Consider the following 18,926-nt stretch of genomic DNA (forward strand, 5'->3'; position numbering starts at 1 on the left):
ACCGCGACAGACACGCCGGTTTAGACGCCTGCGTTTGCGCAAACGGCCTGCCTGCGCGTCAGCCATGATCCGGGCGATCCGAGCTTTTTACAAAGGGCGGCGCGGGGTCATGGCCTGTCGGTTCCCGAGGAGGGCGGATACTCGATCCAGACTGGTTGGAGCCCGGACCGCCCGGGATGTTCCCGGCGCCTGGCATCTAATCCGCCGATGGTCAGGGACTGGCACGGGCAGGGGGCTCTGAGCGGCTGATCCTCGCAAACCTGCCGCGGTCTTAATCAGCGAGCGGGTGTCTCGCCGCAATCGCTGTCCACCGCTTTGATCAGCGTGGTCCGGTCGAAGACTTCCAGATGAACCTGACACGTCGCCTCGGCCAGCAGGGTGAGGCTCACGCTGTTCGCCGCGACGCCGTTCTGCAGATCGCCCTGCTGGTTGATGGCCGACGTGCCTTGCGCGCTGGTCTGCCTGACGGTCATTCGGTACTGCAGCGTCAGCGGCGCAGGATTTTCCAGGTGCGGGCGGATCACCACCGTCGAACCACTGCGCTGGGCGTCAACCGTCACCACCAACTGCGTGAAGTCCATCATCGAGGTCACCGTTGGGTCGCGCTGGCGTTCATGTTGTCGCCGAACTGCTTGATGGAGACGGCGCCGCCGAATCCGGCTTGGGTGACGCTGGCCTGATTCGCCTGACCATACTGCCCGACGAAGGCCTGATTGTAGGCGCCGGTCTGCACCACGCTCGCGGCGTTGTCGGTGCCGTGCTGGGCCACGCCGGTCTGGTTGTTGTTGCCCGACTGACTGACCTGCGCGGTGTTCGCCGTGCCGTTCTGCTGTGCAGTGATTGCGTTGTTCACGCCACTCTGGTTGACCACCGCCTGGTTGCGACTGCCGGTCTGACTCACGGCCTGATTCTGTCGGGCCCCGCTTTGGTCGACGCGCGCATTGTTATAGGCGCCGATCTGCAAAATGGTGGCGACGCTGTTGCCGACGGTGATGTCCGCGTAGCGTGCTTCGCGCACCAGATCCTGCGCCTGGGCGAGCGAGCCGGTGAGCAGCAGTGCCGCTGCGAACCGGCCGAATCCTTTAGCGTTGCGTTCCATTCTTATCTCCTGTGGCAACGATGTCCTTCTCCGCATCAGCCAGCGGCAAGGTGGTCATCTGTTCGTCGTAGCTCTGCAGATAGCCCTGCAGCAGCGGCTTGTTCAGGTCAGCGGGGTTTTTCAGGTTCCAGCTGCCGTCACGCGCACCCTGGGCAATCATGTGAATCAGCGCCGTTTCGATGGCTTCGCGCACGCATTGTTGTACCGGTTCGTTGCGCGACACCCCGGTCTCGACCTCCAGCAGGTGCTTGAGGGAGACGAAGCGGAAGATGCCGAAATCGACCTGAATCGAGAAGATGGTCTTGGTGGTGGTGATGCTCTGGATGATGTCGCCGGTGCGGATGTCCACCGCCCTCAGGTTGACGGTCACCTGATCCTGGCGGTAAAGCTCCGACGGCCCGACACCCAGATAGCGAACACCGATGCCGCCGGTGCGCACGTTGCTTTCGTAGGCGACGATGGCGCCTTCGATGATCATGTTCGCCGGTCGCAGGGCAGGCAGTTGCACCTGTGCCTGATCCTGGGGCTGTTCCAGCGCGCGGATGATCTTGCGCTCGGTGAGCAGGTCCTGAAGATTCTCGCGCTCCACCGGCTTGAACCAGCGTGAGTCGCGCAGGGCGCTGATCAGCAACGACGCGGCGCCCTGGGTCACCGAGGTGGAAAACGAGCTGTCGGGGGACGGTTTGTATTGCCCGGTCTGGTCGCGCAGGCCGTACACCGCGACGCTGATCGGTCCTGCGGGTGCCGGCAGATGGGTCAGGTCACGCAGGCTCTGGGTCGCAGGCGACAGCGTGGCCGGGGAAATGGTCGCAGCAGGCCGGGACGTGGTGCAGCCGGCAAGCAGTATGACGGCAGTGAACATCAACATGAGGGGGCGGACGCGCATTGTTTTTCTTCCCGCAAGAAAACCCCGCCAGACCCTGGCGGGGTACATCATCTTAGTGTTGGTAGATCGTTGCCCTGTTGCCGCTGCCGCCGGTCTGGCTGACGTTGGCGACCATGTTGTTGCCTGTTTGGGTCAGGCCGACGAGGTTGACGGACTGATAAGTGCCCGTGCCGGTCTGGCTCACGACAGCGCGGTTGTTGTTGCCGGTCTGCAGCAGGGCTTCTTCGTTGTTGAGGCCGGTCTGGGTGCTGGACGCGTAGTTGTTGTTGCCGTTCTGCTGGACGTCGGCTTTCAGCAAAGCGCCGTTCTGCGAAACGGAAAGCGTGTTGAAGTCGCCGCGCTGTTGAGCGTTGGCGGTGGTGACGAGGGTGTCGTTCTGCTGGATCGAGCCGAGGTTGTTGTTGCCGTTCTGTTGCAGGGTGGCGGACACCTGCTGGGAGTTATGCCGTTGCGAAACAATTCCGGTATTGCCGTTGCCCGCCTGGGTGAGACTGCTGGTGACGGTGTTGTTGTTGCTCTGCTGCGAGACGCTCGCCAGGTTGTAGCTGCCGGCTTGGGAGACAGTCGTGCCGACGCGAGTGCTATTGCCGATTTGCGAAGTGCTGGCGGTGTTGTTGCCGCCGCCTTGGGTGATGGAGGCGCTGGTGCTGTAGTTGGACTGTTGATCGATGGTCGCTTTGCTGTAATCACCGGACTGATCCAGGCTCGCGATCTGCGGTTGAGGGCCACCACCGTTCTGGGTGATCGAGCCCGTATTGTTGTTCCCGGCCTGTTTGGCGCTGGTGAGGTTGTAGTAGCCGGTCTGATTGATCGTCAGGTTGCTGTAAGTGGCCGTCTGATTGATAGCGCCTGCGGTGTTACGGCCGCCGTTCTGATTAACGGTGACAGTGGACTGGGTGGCGCCGCGCTGCTCGACGTTCAGTCCGTTGTCAGAACCTGCCTGGGTGGTGTTGACGGTGCTTGAGTCGGCCATGGCCGCACCGGAGACAGCAAACAGGATGGCCAGAGACAGTAAAGACTTGCGTGCTTGCATGATGATCTTCCTTATTCAATGTTGTAGTGGGTTGTTGCGGGGTAGCGGATGCGACGGGTGTTACGGTTGATTCACTTGAAACTGGGTGGTCTGGCCGGTGTTCTTGTCGGTCGTGACGATTTGCAACAGGCCGCCTTGCAGATTGGTAATTGCGATGCGGAAGTCGGTGGTTTCGACGGTGCCCGGCACCAGCTGGCCGTTGGCGCCGACGATGCTGGAGGTCACTGCCGACGACACGCGGCTCAGAATCGCGCTCTGCAACATGCTGTTGAACTGGGTCAGCGCGGTCTGCCCGGAAGCGCCCGACGATGAAGACTTCTCGACGTAATGGTTTTGCGCCTGGGCCTGATTGAGCAGCACCGGGCCGTTCAGCGGATTGCCGCCAAATGACGGGTTGTTCGGCACATACGCCAGTTCGCTTGCCTGAACGCCTGAACAGATGCCGGCCATCAAGGCGAGGCTGGCGACAACCACCAAACTGCGATTAATAGTGAGTGCTTTCATAGCTCGTCTCGTCCCATGTCCGGGTCGCCAAAGAATTGTGCCAATTGATAGTCAAGAATGGCCTGGTACACCTGGCCGGCCGCGTCGGCTGCAATGGCCGGAATAAGCGTGCGGTTGGGCGGCAGGAACATTTGAAACAAGCGGCGATTGCCATAATCCACGAATACCTGGCTGCCTAAACGCGCAGTAGGGCGTTCGGTGATGGTCACAGTGAATGTTTCCGCTTCATCTTTTTCCCGCCAGGTGTTTGCAAAACTGTCATAAAACGTCCGGCCTGCCAGGGTCATGGTCTGCCCGATAACAATGCCGCCGACATCACGATGGTTAAGCGTCCGGTGTTGTTCGACCGTCGGGGAAGTATTCACGCTGGGCTGAGCAAACACCGTAGTTGCGGCGCACAGGGGCAGCAGCCATAGGCCGATAACGTTAAGAGTTGTCATGTTTGTACGATCTTGGGTACAGGTTGTTACTTGTTATATCTCAATAAAAATACTTTGCCAGTGGTTAATTAAAATAAAGTTCATTTATTTTGTTGGCGTCAACTTCCGTTCTTATTTAAATAAGCTTGTTTAAAGGGCGGTGGCGCAAGAGGGGTGCGAATCAATGGCGTCAAATTATCTGCCAGGAAGCGGGCTGTATTAAAACAGCGTCTATTGAGAGTTAATAAGGGGTGCTTTAAACAGGAGGTTGTTAGCTTGCTAATCTTTGGAGAGCGAGTTCAGGTTATGACTGCGTGTTGTCGAGTTAGTTGTTAAACGTTTTTTTCACCACCGGCTTATGCAAGTCCCGGGTGAAGTCGGTCCTGCAAGGGGGGGCGTGTTTCAGCAGCGTCCCCTTTAGCCGGGCGTGCAAGCTGTTAGAATGCCCGTCCTCTTCGACCGACCTGCTAATTGCTCCCATGCTGCCTATCACAGAACCCCGCACCGACCGCCTTCCGTCCGAGCCTTCACGGCGTTTTTCCGTGGCCCCGATGATGGACTGGACGGATCGTCACTGCCGTTTCTTCCTGCGTCTGCTGTCGAAGCATGCGCTGCTCTACACCGAGATGGTCACCACCGGCGCATTGCTGCACGGCGACACCGAGCGCTTCTTGCGCCACGACGAGGCGGAGCATCCGCTGGCCCTGCAGCTGGGCGGCAGCAACCCGGCCGACCTCGCCGCCAGTGCGCGGCTGGCACAGGCGGCGGGCTACGACGAAGTCAATCTCAACGTCGGCTGCCCGAGCGATCGCGTGCAGAACAACATGATCGGCGCAGTGTTGATGGGGCATCCGCAGTTGGTCGCCGATTGCGTCAAAGCCATGCGCGACGCGGTGACGATTCCGGTGACGGTCAAGCACCGCATCGGCATCAACGGACGCGACAGCTACGAGCAGCTTTGTGAGTTCGTCGGCACCGTGCGCGATGCCGGCTGCACCAGCTTCACCGTGCATGCCCGCATCGCCATTCTTGAAGGCCTGTCGCCGAAGGAAAACCGTGACATCCCGCCTCTGCGCTATGACATCGCCGCGCAGCTTAAGCAGGACTTTCCCGAGCTGGAGATCATCCTCAACGGCGGCATCAAAACCCTGGAGCAGTGCCAGGAACACCTGAACACCTTCGACGGCGTGATGCTCGGTCGCGAGGCGTATCACAACCCGTACCTGCTGGCAGGCGTGGACCGCGAACTGTTTGGCAGCGATGCCCCGCAGATCACTCGCGCCGAAGCTTTGGCGCTGATGAGGCCCTATGTGGAAGCGCACCTTCGCGAGGGCGGCTCGATGCACCACATCACCCGCCACGTGCTGGGTCTGGGCACCGGCTTCCCCGGGGCGCGCAAGTTTCGGCAAATGCTCTCGGTGGACATTCACAAGACGGACGATCCGCTGGGGTTGCTGGATCGGGCGGGGGAGTTGCTGGAGGGGCGGTGAGTGGGCTACTGCTTCCAGCGCCGGGCTCGCATATTGGCTTGACGGGGAATCCTTGTTTGGGAGCGACCGGGGTGGCGCTCCACTTTGCTCGCGAATGCTGTATTTCAGACGCTGAAAATGCGGCGGCTGTACCGGCCTCTTCGCGAGCAAGCTCACTCCTACAGGTTTTGTGCCAACCGGAAATCCCTAGCCAGACCACCATCCTGTGGACGCGACCGGGGTGGCGCTCCACCTTGCTCGCGAAGGGGGTATGCCAAGCGCTGAAAATGAGGCGGCTGGAGCTCATCAAACATCACCGCCGTCCCGCCCGCGTACTCACATCCACCCACACCGCCAGCACCAGAATGCTGCCCTTGACGATCATCTGCCAGTAACTGTCGACGTCGAGCATGGACATGCCGTTGTCGAGGCTGGTGATGACGAGGGCGCCGAGCAGGGCGCCGTAGACGGTGCCCGAGCCGCCGCGCATGGAGGTGCCGCCGATGAAGCAGGCGGCGATGGCGTCGAGTTCACCCATGTTGCCCGCCGACGGCGAACCGGCGGCCAGGCGGGCGGTGTTGACCAGGCCGGCGAGGGCGCACATGACGCCCATGATGCCGAAGATCCACAACTTCACCGCCTGCACGTTGATCCCGGAGAGGCGCGTGGCTTCCATGTTGCTGCCCACCGAATAGATCCGCCGGCCGAACACAGTCTGGCTGGTGATGTAGCTGAACACCCCAAGCAGGACCAACAGCAGCAGAACCGGCACCGGAATCCCGTCATAGCTGTTCAGCGTGTAGACGAAGCCTGCCAGCACGGCACCGATCGCCACGACCCGCACCACATCCCGTGCCAGCGAATGCGCGGCCAGCCCGTGCAACGCGCGGTTGCTGCGCTGGCGCCAGGTCAGGAACAGCGTCAGCGCGAAGAGCAGCACGCCGAGCACCATCCCCACCAGCGGCGGCAGATAACCCTGGCCGATGTAGACCAGTTCCGGCGACACCGGCGCGATGGTGGTGCCGCCGGTGATCCCCAGCAGAATCCCGCGAAAAGCCAACATGCCGCCCAGGCCGACGATGAATGACGGGATGCGCAGGTACGCGGTCATGCAGCCGTTGGCGAGACCGATCAACAGCCCGCAGCCGGCGACGATGCACAGGTTCAGCGGCAGCGGGACGTGGTAGACCACGTCGAGAATGGCCGCCACGCCGCCGAGCAAGCCGAGCAGCGAACCCACCGACAGATCGATCTCGCCGCTGATGATCACCAGCACCATGCCGCAGGCGAGAATCCCGGTGATCGACATCTGCCGCAGCAGGTTGGACAGGTTGCGCGGCGTCAGAAAACCCCCGTCGGTTTGCCAACTGAAGAACAGCCAGATCACCGCGATGGCGATCACCAGCGCGAGCATTTTGTAGCGGGTGAACAGTTGCTTGAGTTGATTCATTGACGCGCGTCTCCCACAGCACCTGGCCGGTCGTTATTGTTTTTGTTGTACGCAGTGTCGCCGGATTGGCTGAGCGCGGCCCCGAGCACCTGTTCCTGGGTCAGGCCTTGGTTGATGAAGTCCCCGCGCAACTGGCCGTCGCCGATCACCAGCACCCGGTCTGAGACGCCCAGCACCTCGGCCAGCTCCGACGACACCATGATGATCGACACGCCGCTGGCCGCCAGCGCGCCCATCAGTTTGTAGATCTCGTACTTGGCGCCAACGTCCACGCCGCGAGTGGGTTCGTCGAGAATCAGCACCCGTGGCTTCGTCAGCAGCATCTTCGCCAGCACGGCCTTTTGCTGATTGCCGCCGGACAGGCTGGTGATCGGCAGGAACGGGCTCGCAGTCTTCAGGTGCATCCGCGCGATTTCCTTGTCGATGCTGCCCAGTTCAGCCTCGGCGTCAATGCGGGTCAGGTGGGCGAAGCTGTCGAGCACGGCGAGGGTGATGTTCTGGCCCACGCCCAGGTCCGGAATGATGCCTTGGCGCTTGCGGTCCTCGGGAACCATGCACAGCCCCGCGCGGATTGATTTAAGCGGCGTGCGGGTGTCGATGGGTTTGCCGTCCAGCCACACTTCGCCGGTGTAGCGCCCCGGGTAGGCGCCGAACAGCGCCGACACCAGTTCGGTGCGCCCGGCGCCGACCAGCCCGGCGATGCCGAGGATTTCCCCGCGCTTGAGCACGAACGAGATGTCGTCCACGCGCTTGCGTTTGGGGTTGTCGACGTCGTAGCAAGTGACGTTGCGCGCCTCGAAAATCACGTCGCCGACAGTGTGGGGTTCGGTGGGGTAGAGGTTGCTCATTTCGCGGCCGACCATCTGGGTGATGATCTTCGGGATGTCCATGTCGGCCATGGCCGTGGTCGCGATGTGCTTGCCGTCGCGGATCACCGAGATGGTGTCGCAAACGGCGGCGACTTCATCGAGCTTGTGGGAGATGTAAACGCAAGCGACGCCCTTGGCTTTGAGCTCGCGAATGATGTCGAGCAGGACCTCGATTTCCGAGCGGGTCAGGGCCGACGAGGGTTCGTCGAGGATCAGCAGGCGCGCCTGTTTGTTCAGCGCCTTGGCGATCTCCACCAGTTGCTGATAACCGCCGCCGTATTGCGAGACCGGCAAGGCGACGTTCATGTCCGGCACTTTCAGTTCGCGCATCAAGGCTTCGGCGCGGTGGATCATCGCCGGGTAATTCATGCGCCCGCCCGGCAGGGTCAGTTCGTGGCCCATGAAGATGTTTTCCGCCACCGACAGGTCGGGGACGAGGGTGAGTTCCTGGTGAATGATGACGATCCCGGCAGCCTCGGTTTCGCTGATGGATTGCGCCTTCAGCGGCTGGCCGTCCCAGAGGATTTCACCCTCCCAGGTGCCGTGGGGATAGACCGCCGAGAGGACCTTCATCAGCGTCGATTTGCCGGCGCCGTTCTCGCCGCACAGGCCGACGCATTCGCCGGCCCGCACTTTGATGTCGATGCCGTTGAGCGCCTTGACGCCGCCGAAGGATTTGACGATGCCGTTCATTTGCAGCAGGTAATCGGACATTGCGGGATCTCGTGCAGAAGCAGCCAGTAAGGGATCGAGCTCCGCCCGCACTGGTTTTTACGCAGCAGCTCTCACGGCAGATGAGCGTTGGTGGGAGCGAGCTTGCTCGCGAAGAGGTCAGACAGCCCTGACAAACTTTTTGGCTGTAACACCGCATTCGCGAGCAAGCTCGCTCCCACATGGCCCCCGTACTTGCTGAGAAAGCGGGCGAAATGACAAGAAGGCTACTTACCCGCGATCTGATCCTTGGTGTAGAACCCGTCCTTCTCCAGCAGATCGATGTTGTCCTTGGTCAACGGCGTCGGGGTCAGGAGGATGGTGTCGACCTTCTTCGCGCCGTTGTCGTACTGCGAGCTGTACGTAGGCTTCTCGTTGCGCGCCAGTTGCACCGACAGTTTCGCCGCTTCCGAGGCGATCAGTTTCAGCGGTTTGTAGACGGTCATGGTCTGGGTGCCGTCGATCACGCGCTTGACCGCTGCCAGGTCGGCGTCCTGGCCGGAGATCGGCACTTTGCCGGCGAGTTTCTGCGCGGCGAGGGCCTGAATCGCGCCGCCGGCGGTGGCGTCGTTGGAAGCGACGATGCCGTCGATCTTGTTGCTGTTTTTGGTCAGGGCGTTTTCGACGATGCTCAGGGCTTCGGTCGGGTTCCACTCCTTGACCCACTGCTGGCCGACAATCTTGATGTCGCCCTTGTCGATGGCCGGCTGCAGCACTTTCATCTGGCCTTCGCGCAGGACCTTGGCGTTGTTGTCGGTGGGCGCGCCGCCGAGCAGGAAGTAATTGCCTTTCGGAGCCGCCTTGAGCACGCCGGTCGCCTGCATCTCACCGACTTTTTCGTTATCGAAGGAGATGTAGGCGTCGATGTCGGCATTGAGGATCAGCCGGTCGTAGGACACCACTTTGATGCCGGCCTTCTTGGCTTCGGCGACGGCGTTGGTCAGCACGGTGGCGTTGAACGGCACGATGACGATGACGTCGACGCCGCGGGAAATCAGGTTTTCGATCTGGGAGATCTGTTTGCCTTCGTTGGCATCGGCGGACTGGACGTACACCTTGGCGTCCATTTTTTCTGCCGCTGCGACGAAGTAGTCGCGGTCCCGGGCCCAGCGTTCGAGGCGCAGGTCATCGATGGAAAAGCCAATTTTCGGATGGGCCGAATCGGCCATGACGGGCAGGCTGAGCAGGGCCAGGGCACTGGCGAGCAGGGTGGTCTTGAAACTCTTCATGGGGGTGCGTCCTGTTATTTTTGTTTAGAGACACTGTCCGAGCGTGTACGGGTTTTCCGGTGAAACTGTAGATACTGGTTGTGCGCCGCGAGCGGGGAATTGTCGTGAGAATGTAACCAACGCTATTCCCCTCTGATGCCGGTCCTGCTCACCCATCGCGTCCATCCAACGGCATTGGCGATGACCTCGACTGTAGGACCGGCTTTAGCCGGGAATGCGTCAGTCGTCACACTGCAAATGTGAGGGTGCCACCACTGGCCTCTTCCCGGCTGAAGCCGGTCCTACGAAAGACATAGCATCCATCCAGCAGATCGCGGGCGCCTGTTGTCAGGGATAAATAAACCGGTTCACCACGCCTTCGAGCATTTCCTGGCGACCGCTCACGGCCTGCGGGTTGAGTTCGTTGTCCATGGCATGTTGCGCCAGTGCATCCAGACTGAAATCCCCCGACAGCACGGCGCGCCCGAACGGTTGGTCCCAGCCGGCGTAGCGCTGGTCCTTGAACGCCTGCAGCTTATCGTCCTGAATCATCGCCGCCGCCCGTTCCAGCGACAGCGCGAGCACGTCCATGGCGGCGACGTGGCCGTAGAACAGGTCGATTTCGTCCAGGCTCTGCCGGCGCACTTTGGAGTCGAAGTTATAGCCGCCGTGCTTGAATCCGCCGGCCTTGAGGATCTCGTAGGTGGCCAGGGTCAGCTCTTCGACGCTGTTGGGAAACTGGTCGGTGTCCCAGCCGTTCTGCGGATCACCCCGGTTGGCGTCGATGCTGCCGAAGATGCCAAGGGACGCCGCCGTTGCGATTTCATGGTGAAAACTGTGCCCGGCGAGGGTGGCGTGGTTGGCCTCGATATTGACCTTGATCTCTTTCTCCAGACCGAACTGTTGCAGAAAGCCGAACACCGTGGCCGTGTCGTAATCGTATTGGTGCTTGGTCGGCTCCTGGGGTTTGGGTTCGATCAACAGGTCGCCGGTAAAGCCGATCTTGTGTTTGTGCTCGACCACCATGCGCATGAAGCGGCCCAGTTGCTCGCGTTCGCGCTTGAGGTCGGTGTTGAGCAGCGTCTCGTAACCCTCGCGACCGCCCCACAGCACGTAGTTCGAACCCTTGAGCCGATGGGTGGCGTTCATCGCGCTGAACACTTGAGCGGCGGCGAAGGCGAACACCTCCGGGTCCGGATTACTCGCGGCACCGGCGGCGAAGCGCGGGTTGCTGAAGCAGTTGGCCGTGCCCCACAGCAGCTGAATGCCGCTCTGCTCCTGATGGCGTTCGAGCTCGTCGACCATCTGCGCGAAGTTGTGGCTGTACTCTTTCAGGCTCGCGCCTTCGGGTGCGACGTCGGTGTCGTGGAAGCTATAATAGTCGATGCCCAGTTTTGAGAAGAATTCGAACGCGGCATCGGCCTTCAAACGCGCCAGGTCCATGGCGTCCCCCGGCTTGACCCACGGACGCTTGAAGGTGCCGACGCCGAACATGTCAGCGCCCGGCCAGACGAAGGTGTGCCAATAGCAGGCGGCCATGCGCAGGTGTTCGCGCATGGGCTTGCCGAGGATGATCTTGTTGGCGTCGTAATGGCGGAAGGCGAGGGGCGACTCGCTGCCGGGACCTTCGTAGCGAATGGTGTCGACATCGGGGAAGCAGGGCATCGGGGTTTCCTTATTGTTTTTGTTGACGGCGGTCTTCATGTGTTTGTTCTTGGCTGATCCCGATACTAGCAACGGCCCCGTCCGCGCCGATTGCGAAAATCACCAACCCGGTGTTCGATTTTGAGTATTGAGATTCCCCCGGCGCAGGCCTAGTCTGTGCCGACTCGCTTCACAGGCCCGGGGAACAATAATGAAAACCGTCCCGCCCGCTCACCGCATCGCCCTGTTGTTCAACGGCGGCAAGATCTACGACCGCGGCATCATCACCGGCATCGGCAATTACCTGAGCAGCACCCGCGCGACCTGGGATCTGTTTCTGGAAGAGGACTTTCTCTGCCGTTTGAAGGGCATCGAGCGCTGGCAGGGCGATGGCATCATTGCCGACTTCGACGATCCGCTGATCGGCGAGGCCCTGGCCGGAAGCACGGTGCCGGTGGTGGCCGTGGGCGGTTCCTACGAGGACAAGCGGGCCTATCCGAAACACATTCCCTACGTCGCCACTGACAACTTCGCCCTGATCAAGCTGGCCTACGAACACCTGATCGAGGCTGGCCTGACGCGCTTCGCCTGTTTCAGCCTGCCGGAAGCGCAAAGCAATCGCTGGGCCCAGGAGCGTGAAAAAGCCTTCCGCCGGCTGTTGCAGCGCGACGGTCTGCACGGTGAGGTCTATCGCGGCCTGAGCACCAGCGCGCCATTGTGGGACAGCGCCGTCGAACAGCAAATCACCTGGCTGCAAAGCCTGCCCAAACCCATCGGCATCATCGCCGTCAGCGACGCCCGCGCGCGGCAGTTGCTGCAGGCGTGCCTGACAGCGGGCATTGCGGTGCCCGAGCAGGTGGCGCTGATCGGCATCGACAACGACCCGCTGACCCGCACCCTGACGCGGGTGCCGCTCAGTTCGGTCACTCAGGGGACTCAACTGATGGGGCGCACGGCGGCGCAGTTGCTGCACCAGATGCTCCACGGCATGCCCTCGACCGCGAGCCAGATTCTGGTGCCGCCCGAGGCCATCAACGTTCAGGCCTCCAGCCTGCATCAGCCGCTGGGCAATCCGTATGTGATGCAGGCGCTGCACTTCATTCGCCAGTACGCGTGCCAGGGCATCAAGACCGCCCAGGTCGCGGGCTACGTCGGCATTTCCCGTTCCTCCCTGGAATCGCACTTTCGCAAGGAACGCGGCTGCAGCGTGCATGACGAGATATTGAGCTTCAAACTCACGGCCGCCGCGTCAGGTCTGAAAGACGGTGACTCAGCCATCGCCGACATCGCGCAAAACTGTGGCTTCAAATCCGCGCAATACCTGCACACGGTGTTCCGCCGGGAGTTCGGCTGCACCCCCCGCGAATATCAGCAGGGCGAGGAAGCACCGATTCATTGATTTGCTTTAGGGCGTCCCGTTTGGGGCGCGTCTGTCATAACAACGACAACATCACAGGAGTCATCGATGCATCCGATTCGTTTAGGGCTGGTGGGTTACGGCAAGATCGCCCAGGACCAGCACGTGCCGGCGATCCACGCCAGTGACCGCTTTGAGCTGGTGGCCGTGGCGACGCTGGGTCAGCACTGTCCGGGCGTGCCCAATTTCAGCTCGCTGGCTGAGCTGCTGGCAGAAGGTCCGGCAGTGGACGCCATCGCCTTTTGCACGCCGCCTCAGGGGCGTTTTGCGCTGGTTGAAGAGGCGCTGAAGGCTGGCAAACACGTGCTGGTGGAAAAACCGCCGTGCTCGACCCTGGGCGAAGCGCTCGCCCTGATCGACGAGGTCAATGCAGCGGGCGTCAGCGGCCTGTTTGCCTGGCATTCACGCTTCGCCCCGGGCGTGAGCAATGCGGCGCAATGGCTGGAAGGCAAGACCCTCAAGCGGGTGCGTATCGACTGGAAAGAGCAGGTGCGCAAATGGCACCCGGGCCAGGCGTGGATCTGGCAGGCGGGCGGGCTGGGGGTGTTCGATCCGGGGATCAATGCGCTGTCGATCGTCACCGAGTTGTTGCCCCGCGCGCTGTTCGTCGAATCGGCGAACCTGAGCGTGCCGAGCAACTGCCAGTCGCCGATTGCAGCGTCGTTGCAGATGCGTTCCGGCGAGGAGGTGCGGGTAATCGCCGAACTGGATTTCGATCACAGCGTCAACGAGCAGTGGAGCATCGAGCTGCACTGCGACGAAGGCGTGATGCGCCTGGACGCCGGCGGCGCGCAGGTCAGCATCGACGGCGTGGCGCAGACCGTGTCGGAGGAGGGCGAATACCCGGCGATGTACGGGCACTTCGCGCGCCTGATAGACGCGGGCAAGAGCGATCTGGATTTGCAGCCGCTGCGCATCGTCGCCGACAGCTTTTTTGTCGGCAGCAAGGAGGCGGTGGCGGCTTTTCACGAATGAATAAGTGACGATCGATGGCCCGGTCTGGTTTCTAGGGTCGGGCTTAGGCGCTGACTGCGCTTTTGCAGCCAGTGTCAGATCAGATATGCACCACGCCGGCCAGAGCGATCGAGAACGAAACAATCAGGGTCAACAGAATGGTCATGTTGATGGACATTGCGGGCAAATCCTTGTCTGGTTAATCAGTGCCGCCATCATCCGGATTTGCACGGGCAAACAGAACGGCGTTCGTGCCTATGTTGGCAATCGATGGAAATAATAGTTCGGGGTTTTTCAGAGAGATGCCCTTGCAGCTGCGCCACTTTTCGCGAGCAAGCTCGCTCCCACAGGATTTGCGGCAACTGATACATCTCTGGTGTGGTCATGATTGAGCAGAGCCCATCTTTCTGACGCGCTGCTTTCGCAAGGCAAACGCTGCCCTTGTGGGAGTGAGCTTGCTCACGAAGATGGCATTACAGCCGCTGGAGATGTGGCGGATGTACCGGCCCCTTCGCGAGCAAGCTCGCTCCCACAAGGTTTGCGTCATTGCCTAATCCTCGTTAGCCGCCCGAGCCCAAGCCCAATCCAACCACCCCCTACCCATAAGGACCACCATGCCTTCCACCCCCATCCGCATCACCGACGAACAACTCCTCTCCGACAACTGGTACGTGCTCAAGAAATACAGCTTCGAGCTGCAACGCCGTGACGGCAGTTGGCAGTCGCAGACCCGCGAGGTCTACGACCGGGGCAATGGCGCGACGATTCTGCTGTACAACCTCGAACGCCGCACCGTGGTGCTGACCCGCCAGTTCCGCATGCCGGCCTTCGTCAACGGCCACGATGGTTATTTGATCGAAGCGGCAGCAGGATTGCTGGACAACGCCAGCCCTGAAGAGCGCATCCGCATGGAAGCCGAAGAAGAAACCGGCTACGTCGTGCGTTCGGTGAAGAAGATCTTCGACGCCTTCATGAGCCCCGGTTCGGTGACCGAGCGCATTCACTTTTTCATCGGCGAATACCAGCCCGGCGATCGGGTCAGCGACGGCGGAGGACTGGAAGAGGAGGGCGAAGACATCGAAGTCCTGGAGCTGGATTTCGAGCGGGCCATCGCCATGGTGGAAAGCGGCGAAATCAACGACGGCAAGACCATCATGCTCCTGCAATACCTGGAGCTGCGCCTGATGAAGTGAAGACGGCAGGGCCAGAACGACTCGGGTATCGACGATAAAGTTTCACCATTCGGTAAACTTTCTTACGTTGCAATGAGAATCGTTTGCGTTATCCTTCGCGTTCCTTTGTTACCAGGGATGTCGAACAAGATGGATTTTCGCCCTGCAATGAGCCAGCCCGCCCGGCTTGGCTCACCTTGTGTTGGCGCCACCCGTGGCGCGAGAGACCCGCGCCTCGAGGCGCTGATGGGCACCTACAACACCCACCGCGAGGCACTGTTGCGCCTCGCGGCGAAATTCCTCGGCTGTCGCGCCCGCGCCGAAGACGTGGTCCAGGACGCTTTCGTGAAGATGCTCGAAAGCGACCTCGCGTCCTCGGAACCTGCGCGCTACATGTTTCGCGTCGTGCGCAATCTGTCGATTGACCGTCTTCGCCGCCAGCGTCTCGAACGCAACCACGGCGCCGAAGCCGAGCAGCAAGAGCAGATCCGTTTCGAGGTGTCCCCCGAGCGTGTGCTGGCCGGTCGCGAGTCCCTCGGTCAATTGGTCGGCGCGCTCAATGAACTGCCCAAGCGCATGCGCATCGTCTTCGACCTCAGCCAGATCCAGGGTTATACCCAGCGCGACGTGGCCAAGGTCATCGGCACCTCGCCGACCATGGTCAATTTCCTCCTGCGCGACACCCTGTCTCACTGCCGCGCGCGGCTCGGCGAGCTCTAGGCATCGCCGCGTCATGTCTTTCGTTTTCACTGCCCGGAGTCATTCATGAAATTAGTTCGTCTGGTCTTCCAGCAATACCGCTGGCCGCTTGCGATGGTGCTGTTGCTGAGCGTCAGCAGCGGGCTGTTGAGCGTGGGCGTAATTGCCTTCGTCAACCAACGCATGATCAGCAGCCACGAAGGCCTCGGCACCGCGCTGTGGCAATTCGGCCTGATGCTCGCCGTGCTGCTGGCGCTGGCGTCCGGAGCGTCGTTGTCGCTGACGGCGTTGGGTCATCGGTTCGTCTACGGCCTTCGCCGGGTGATGGTCAAACGCCTGCTGGACACCAACATCGAGCGCATCGAATCCATCGGCGGGGCGAAGATCTTCGCCAGCCTGTCCAGCGACATTCGCGCCGTGACCATGGCTTTCGTGCAGCTGCCGGACCTGATCTACGGCTCGGTACTCAGCGTCGCGTCGTTCAGTTACCTGGCCTGGCTGTCGCCGTCGCTGTTCATCACCACCCTGTGCTGGATGGCGTTCACCCTGGGCGTGGGCTGGTTGCTGGTGGGCAAGCTCAACGCCCACATCCGCGCGCTGCGTGAGTCCGAAGACAAGCTCTATCAGAGCTATCAAGGCGTGATCGACGGGCGCAAAGAGCTGACCCTCAACCGCGACCGCGCCCGCCGGCTGTACGAAGAAACCTTCGACGTCGCCGCCCAGCGCTACCGCGAGCATTTCACCTTGGCCGACCGGTATCACGGCCTGGCCAGCAACTGGGCCAACATCATGGTCCTCGGCACCATCGGCCTGGCGTTCTACCTGGCCAACGGCCTGGGCTGGGCGCCGACGGAAGTGGCGGCGACCTATGCGCTGACCGTGCTGTTCATGCGCACGCCGCTGGTGCTGGCGGTGGCAGCGATTCCGGCGCAGATCTCCGGGCGCGTGGCGCTGGATAAAGTCGAGTCGCTGGCCCTGGCCGAGCACCACGAAAGCTTCGACGTCGCCCCGAGCCACATCGCCGGTCACTGGCAGACCCTCGAACTGCGTGACGTCGAATACCACTACGCGCCCCAGGGCGACGAGCCCGGTTTCGATGTCGGCCCGGTGAACCTGACCCTGCGCCGGGGCGAAACCGTGTTCCTCATGGGCGGCAACGGCAGCGGCAAATCGAGCCTGGCGCGTTTGCTCAGCGGCCTGTATCGACCATCGGCGGGGGCGATCCTGATCGACGGCCAGGTCATCGGTTCGGACGACTGGCTGGCCTACCGTCAGTTGTTCGCCAGCGTGTTCACCGACTTCCACCTGTTTGCGCAATTGCTCGGTCCCGACGGGCAGAACGCTGACGTGGCGGATGTCGAGCACTGGCTGGAAAAGCTGCACATGAAGCACAAGGTGCAGCTCGCCGACGGGCACTTGCTCGACACGCGTTTTTCCCAGGGACAGCGCAAGCGCCTGGCGCTGATGCTGGCGCTGCTGGAGAAGCGCGACATTCTGCTGCTGGACGAATGGGCCGCCGATCAGGACCCGTTGTTCCGCCGCTTTTTCTACCGCGAGCTGCTGCCGATGTTCAAAAAGGCTGGCGTCACGGTGTTTGCCATCAGCCACGACGACCAGTACTTCGACCTCGCCGACCGTCTGGTGAAGATGGAGTCCGGGCAGCTCAGCGAGCTGCAGGGTGATCGCCGCGAAAACGCCAGCCGCGACGCGGTGGAGGAGATCGGTGCCGCCTACCAGATAAAGGCAGCCGAGGCGTTGTAAGAAATTTCGGCGACCGGGACTAAACAGTCGTCAGCCTCAGTCGTCATGTTAATGAGAATCAGTCTTAAACATTTTTGATGCGCGTGAACGGCCATCCGGCGCCAGCGACCTTGTCGTCCGGCTGCCGGAGTCGATCGCGCATCGCGCCTTACGAGAGGGAAGCATGGAACTCGTCTACGACTTCATCGGCATCGGTTTCGGCCCGTCGAACCTGGCTTTGGCCATTGCCACCCAGGAGCATGCCCAGCGCAGCGGTCTGGCGCCCCACGTGTGTTTCCTCGAGAAAAAGCCGGCGTTCAACTGGCACGAAGGCATGCTGATCGACGGTTCTACCATGCAGATTTCCTTCCTCAAGGACCTGGTGACCCTGCGCAATCCGTCCAGCCGTTTCACCTTCGTCAACTACCTCAACGAGCGTGGCCGCCTGCAGGACTTCATCAACCTGAAGACCTTCTTCCCGACCCGCGAGGAATACACCGACTACCTGACCTGGGCCGCGTCGCACTTCAACGAACAGGCCCATTACGGCGCCGAAGTGATGTCGGTGGAGCCGCATTTCGAAGATGGCCGCTTTGTCGCCATGGACGTGCTGTCCCGGGATGAGCAGGGCGAAATCTCCCGTCGTCGCGCGCGCAATCTGGTGTTCGGCATCGGCGGCATTCCCCAGGCGCCGGCGGCCTTCGACGGCCTGGAAGACGCGCGCGTGCTGCACTCTGCCGGCTATCGCGGCGGCATCGAAAAACTCCTCGCCAATCGCCCCGGCCCGGTGCGCGTGGCGGTGGTCGGCGGCGGCCAGAGCGCGGCGGAAATCTTCGAAGACCTGGCCTCGCGCTTCGACAATGTCGAGGCCACCCTGGTGATTCGTGGCAGTGCGCTGAAACCGTCCGATGACAGCCCCTTCGTCAATCAGATCTTCAACCCGTCGTTCACCGACACCATCTTCAACCACAGTCAGGAGCGCCGCGTCGCGCTGTTCGACGAGTTCCGCAACACCAACTATTCGGTGGTCGACACCGACCTGATCGAGACCATTTTCCAGCGCATGTATCAGCAGAAGGTGCGCGGCGAAGAGCGTCACCGCATGCTCACCAACCGCGAAGTGGTGCACGCCGAAGTCGCCGCTGACGGCATCGAGCTGTTCCTGCGCGATGCGCCCCATGACCAGATGCACAGCGAGACCTTCGACGTCGTGGTGCTCGCCACTGGTTACCGCCGCGACTATCACCTGGAGCTGCTCTCGGGCATTCAGCAATACATCCAGGGCGCCAACGTCGACCGCCACTACCGTTTGCCCCTGACCCCCGGCAGCGAAGCGGGGATTTTCCTGCAGGGTTGCTGCGAAGACAGCCACGGTTTGAGCGACACGCTGTTGTCGGTGCTGGCGATCCGCTCTCAGGAAGTCGTCGAATCGATCTTCGGCGATCAGGCGCAACCTTGTTCAGCGCGCTCTGGGCATGGGGCGTTGCAGGCTGAGCCTCGGGTAGCGCTGAAGCTCGCGCGCTAAGCCCGGGCCTTCAAAAAAGCCCGTCACTGCGGTGGTCGTAACGGCCACCCACTCTTTTCTCACAACGTTGTGGGCCGCCTTTGCGCGGCCTGCGGGTTGAGCCTTGCCGATACAAACAGGTGAAAGA

General features: G+C 61.6%; 17 protein-coding genes. 7 read left to right on the plus strand and 10 right to left on the minus strand.

Going from position 1 to position 18,926, the window contains the following annotated elements; all coding sequences use genetic code 11:
* Positions 1-275: 275 nt before the first annotated feature.
* Genes csgH through AC07VF_RS22765 form a run of 6 tightly spaced genes read right to left on the minus strand, consistent with a single transcriptional unit; the run spans position 276 to position 3,962 of the window.
* The gene (gene csgH, locus AC07VF_RS22740; protein WP_495009035.1) at positions 276-584 is read right to left on the minus strand and encodes a curli-like amyloid fiber formation chaperone CsgH; all 309 of its coding nucleotides are present in this window, start codon (positions 582-584) and stop codon (positions 276-278) included.
* Positions 585-589: 5 nt separating this feature from the next.
* Positions 590-1,099, minus strand: a complete 510-nt coding sequence (locus tag AC07VF_RS22745) for a curlin-associated protein (protein ID WP_495009036.1) — start codon at positions 1,097-1,099, stop codon at positions 590-592.
* Entirely contained in the window at positions 1,083-1,985 is a 903-nt protein-coding gene (locus AC07VF_RS22750) for a CsgG/HfaB family protein (protein WP_495009037.1), read from the minus strand. The genes AC07VF_RS22745 and AC07VF_RS22750 overlap by 17 nt, the downstream gene beginning before the upstream one ends.
* Before the next feature lie 52 nt (positions 1,986-2,037).
* A complete protein-coding gene (locus AC07VF_RS22755) occupies positions 2,038-3,018 on the minus strand; it encodes a hypothetical protein (RefSeq protein ID WP_495009038.1) in 981 nt (326 codons plus the stop codon).
* Positions 3,019-3,078: 60 nt separating this feature from the next.
* Positions 3,079-3,522 (minus strand): curli assembly protein CsgF, encoded by a 444-nt coding sequence (locus AC07VF_RS22760; protein WP_346626437.1) that lies wholly within the window; start codon positions 3,520-3,522, stop codon positions 3,079-3,081.
* Positions 3,519-3,962, minus strand: a complete 444-nt coding sequence (locus AC07VF_RS22765; RefSeq protein WP_495009039.1) for a CsgE family curli-type amyloid fiber assembly protein — start codon at positions 3,960-3,962, stop codon at positions 3,519-3,521. The genes AC07VF_RS22760 and AC07VF_RS22765 overlap by 4 nt, the downstream gene beginning before the upstream one ends.
* 458 nt (positions 3,963-4,420) lie before the next feature.
* Here AC07VF_RS22765 and dusA point away from each other — a divergent pair, with 458 nt between their 5' ends.
* Complete coding sequence (dusA, locus tag AC07VF_RS22770; RefSeq protein ID WP_495009040.1) at positions 4,421-5,431, plus strand: tRNA dihydrouridine(20/20a) synthase DusA; 1,011 nt, start codon at positions 4,421-4,423, stop codon at positions 5,429-5,431.
* A gap of 292 nt (positions 5,432-5,723) precedes the next feature.
* Here the strand turns inward: dusA and AC07VF_RS22775 are convergent, their stop codons facing one another.
* The 4 genes from AC07VF_RS22775 to xylA all read right to left on the minus strand — a co-directional run bounded on the left by AC07VF_RS22775 (position 5,724) and on the right by xylA (position 11,313).
* On the minus strand, positions 5,724-6,860 hold the full coding sequence (locus tag AC07VF_RS22775; RefSeq protein ID WP_495009041.1) for a sugar ABC transporter permease: 1,137 nt from the start codon (positions 6,858-6,860) through the stop codon (positions 5,724-5,726).
* Positions 6,857-8,443, minus strand: coding sequence for a D-xylose ABC transporter ATP-binding protein (xylG, locus tag AC07VF_RS22780; RefSeq protein ID WP_495009042.1), 1,587 nt, complete (start codon positions 8,441-8,443; stop codon positions 6,857-6,859). The genes AC07VF_RS22775 and xylG overlap by 4 nt, the downstream gene beginning before the upstream one ends.
* Before the next feature lie 224 nt (positions 8,444-8,667).
* The gene (gene xylF, locus AC07VF_RS22785; RefSeq protein ID WP_192174283.1) at positions 8,668-9,669 is read right to left on the minus strand and encodes a D-xylose ABC transporter substrate-binding protein; all 1,002 of its coding nucleotides are present in this window, start codon (positions 9,667-9,669) and stop codon (positions 8,668-8,670) included.
* Positions 9,670-9,996: 327 nt separating this feature from the next.
* Entirely contained in the window at positions 9,997-11,313 is a 1,317-nt protein-coding gene (gene xylA, locus AC07VF_RS22790; RefSeq protein ID WP_495009070.1) for a xylose isomerase, read from the minus strand.
* 190 nt (positions 11,314-11,503) lie between these two features.
* Here xylA and AC07VF_RS22795 point away from each other — a divergent pair, with 190 nt between their 5' ends.
* The 6 genes from AC07VF_RS22795 (at position 11,504) to AC07VF_RS22820 (ending at position 18,799) form a co-directional block, all read left to right on the plus strand.
* Positions 11,504-12,691, plus strand: a complete 1,188-nt coding sequence (locus AC07VF_RS22795) for a XylR family transcriptional regulator (RefSeq protein WP_282371865.1) — start codon at positions 11,504-11,506, stop codon at positions 12,689-12,691.
* Between the two features lie 66 nt (positions 12,692-12,757).
* Entirely contained in the window at positions 12,758-13,684 is a 927-nt protein-coding gene (locus AC07VF_RS22800) for a Gfo/Idh/MocA family protein (RefSeq protein WP_495009043.1), read from the plus strand.
* A 593-nt stretch (positions 13,685-14,277) separates the two neighbouring features.
* Positions 14,278-14,856, plus strand: coding sequence for a GDP-mannose pyrophosphatase NudK (gene nudK, locus AC07VF_RS22805; RefSeq protein WP_495009044.1), 579 nt, complete (start codon positions 14,278-14,280; stop codon positions 14,854-14,856).
* 147 nt (positions 14,857-15,003) lie between these two features.
* Positions 15,004-15,555, plus strand: a complete 552-nt coding sequence (locus AC07VF_RS22810; RefSeq protein ID WP_495009045.1) for a sigma-70 family RNA polymerase sigma factor — start codon at positions 15,004-15,006, stop codon at positions 15,553-15,555.
* A gap of 45 nt (positions 15,556-15,600) precedes the next feature.
* Positions 15,601-17,295 carry a multidrug ABC transporter permease/ATP-binding protein gene (locus tag AC07VF_RS22815; protein ID WP_495009046.1) on the plus strand — a complete coding sequence of 565 codons (1,695 nt, stop codon included), beginning with the start codon at positions 15,601-15,603 and terminating at the stop codon, positions 17,293-17,295.
* Between the two features lie 163 nt (positions 17,296-17,458).
* On the plus strand, positions 17,459-18,799 hold the full coding sequence (locus AC07VF_RS22820) for a lysine N(6)-hydroxylase/L-ornithine N(5)-oxygenase family protein (protein WP_495009047.1): 1,341 nt from the start codon (positions 17,459-17,461) through the stop codon (positions 18,797-18,799).
* Positions 18,800-18,926 lie beyond the last annotated feature (127 nt).

This window comes from Pseudomonas sp. GW821-FHT02H06, assembly GCF_059421525.1.

Coding starts and splice junctions, on each gene's coding strand:
- csgH (WP_495009035.1), bottom strand. CDS start 584: ATGATGGACTTCACGCAGTTGGTGGTGACGGTTGACGCCCAGCGCAGT.
- AC07VF_RS22745 (WP_495009036.1), bottom strand. CDS start 1,099: ATGGAACGCAACGCTAAAGGATTCGGCCGGTTCGCAGCGGCACTGCTG.
- AC07VF_RS22750 (WP_495009037.1), bottom strand. CDS start 1,985: ATGCGCGTCCGCCCCCTCATGTTGATGTTCACTGCCGTCATACTGCTT.
- AC07VF_RS22755 (WP_495009038.1), bottom strand. CDS start 3,018: ATGCAAGCACGCAAGTCTTTACTGTCTCTGGCCATCCTGTTTGCTGTC.
- AC07VF_RS22760 (WP_346626437.1), bottom strand. CDS start 3,522: ATGAAAGCACTCACTATTAATCGCAGTTTGGTGGTTGTCGCCAGCCTC.
- AC07VF_RS22765 (WP_495009039.1), bottom strand. CDS start 3,962: ATGACAACTCTTAACGTTATCGGCCTATGGCTGCTGCCCCTGTGCGCC.
- dusA (WP_495009040.1), top strand. CDS start 4,421: ATGCTGCCTATCACAGAACCCCGCACCGACCGCCTTCCGTCCGAGCCT.
- AC07VF_RS22775 (WP_495009041.1), bottom strand. CDS start 6,860: ATGAATCAACTCAAGCAACTGTTCACCCGCTACAAAATGCTCGCGCTG.
- xylG (WP_495009042.1), bottom strand. CDS start 8,443: ATGTCCGATTACCTGCTGCAAATGAACGGCATCGTCAAATCCTTCGGC.
- xylF (WP_192174283.1), bottom strand. CDS start 9,669: ATGAAGAGTTTCAAGACCACCCTGCTCGCCAGTGCCCTGGCCCTGCTC.
- xylA (WP_495009070.1), bottom strand. CDS start 11,313: ATGCCCTGCTTCCCCGATGTCGACACCATTCGCTACGAAGGTCCCGGC.
- AC07VF_RS22795 (WP_282371865.1), top strand. CDS start 11,504: ATGAAAACCGTCCCGCCCGCTCACCGCATCGCCCTGTTGTTCAACGGC.
- AC07VF_RS22800 (WP_495009043.1), top strand. CDS start 12,758: ATGCATCCGATTCGTTTAGGGCTGGTGGGTTACGGCAAGATCGCCCAG.
- nudK (WP_495009044.1), top strand. CDS start 14,278: ATGCCTTCCACCCCCATCCGCATCACCGACGAACAACTCCTCTCCGAC.
- AC07VF_RS22810 (WP_495009045.1), top strand. CDS start 15,004: ATGAGCCAGCCCGCCCGGCTTGGCTCACCTTGTGTTGGCGCCACCCGT.
- AC07VF_RS22815 (WP_495009046.1), top strand. CDS start 15,601: ATGAAATTAGTTCGTCTGGTCTTCCAGCAATACCGCTGGCCGCTTGCG.
- AC07VF_RS22820 (WP_495009047.1), top strand. CDS start 17,459: ATGGAACTCGTCTACGACTTCATCGGCATCGGTTTCGGCCCGTCGAAC.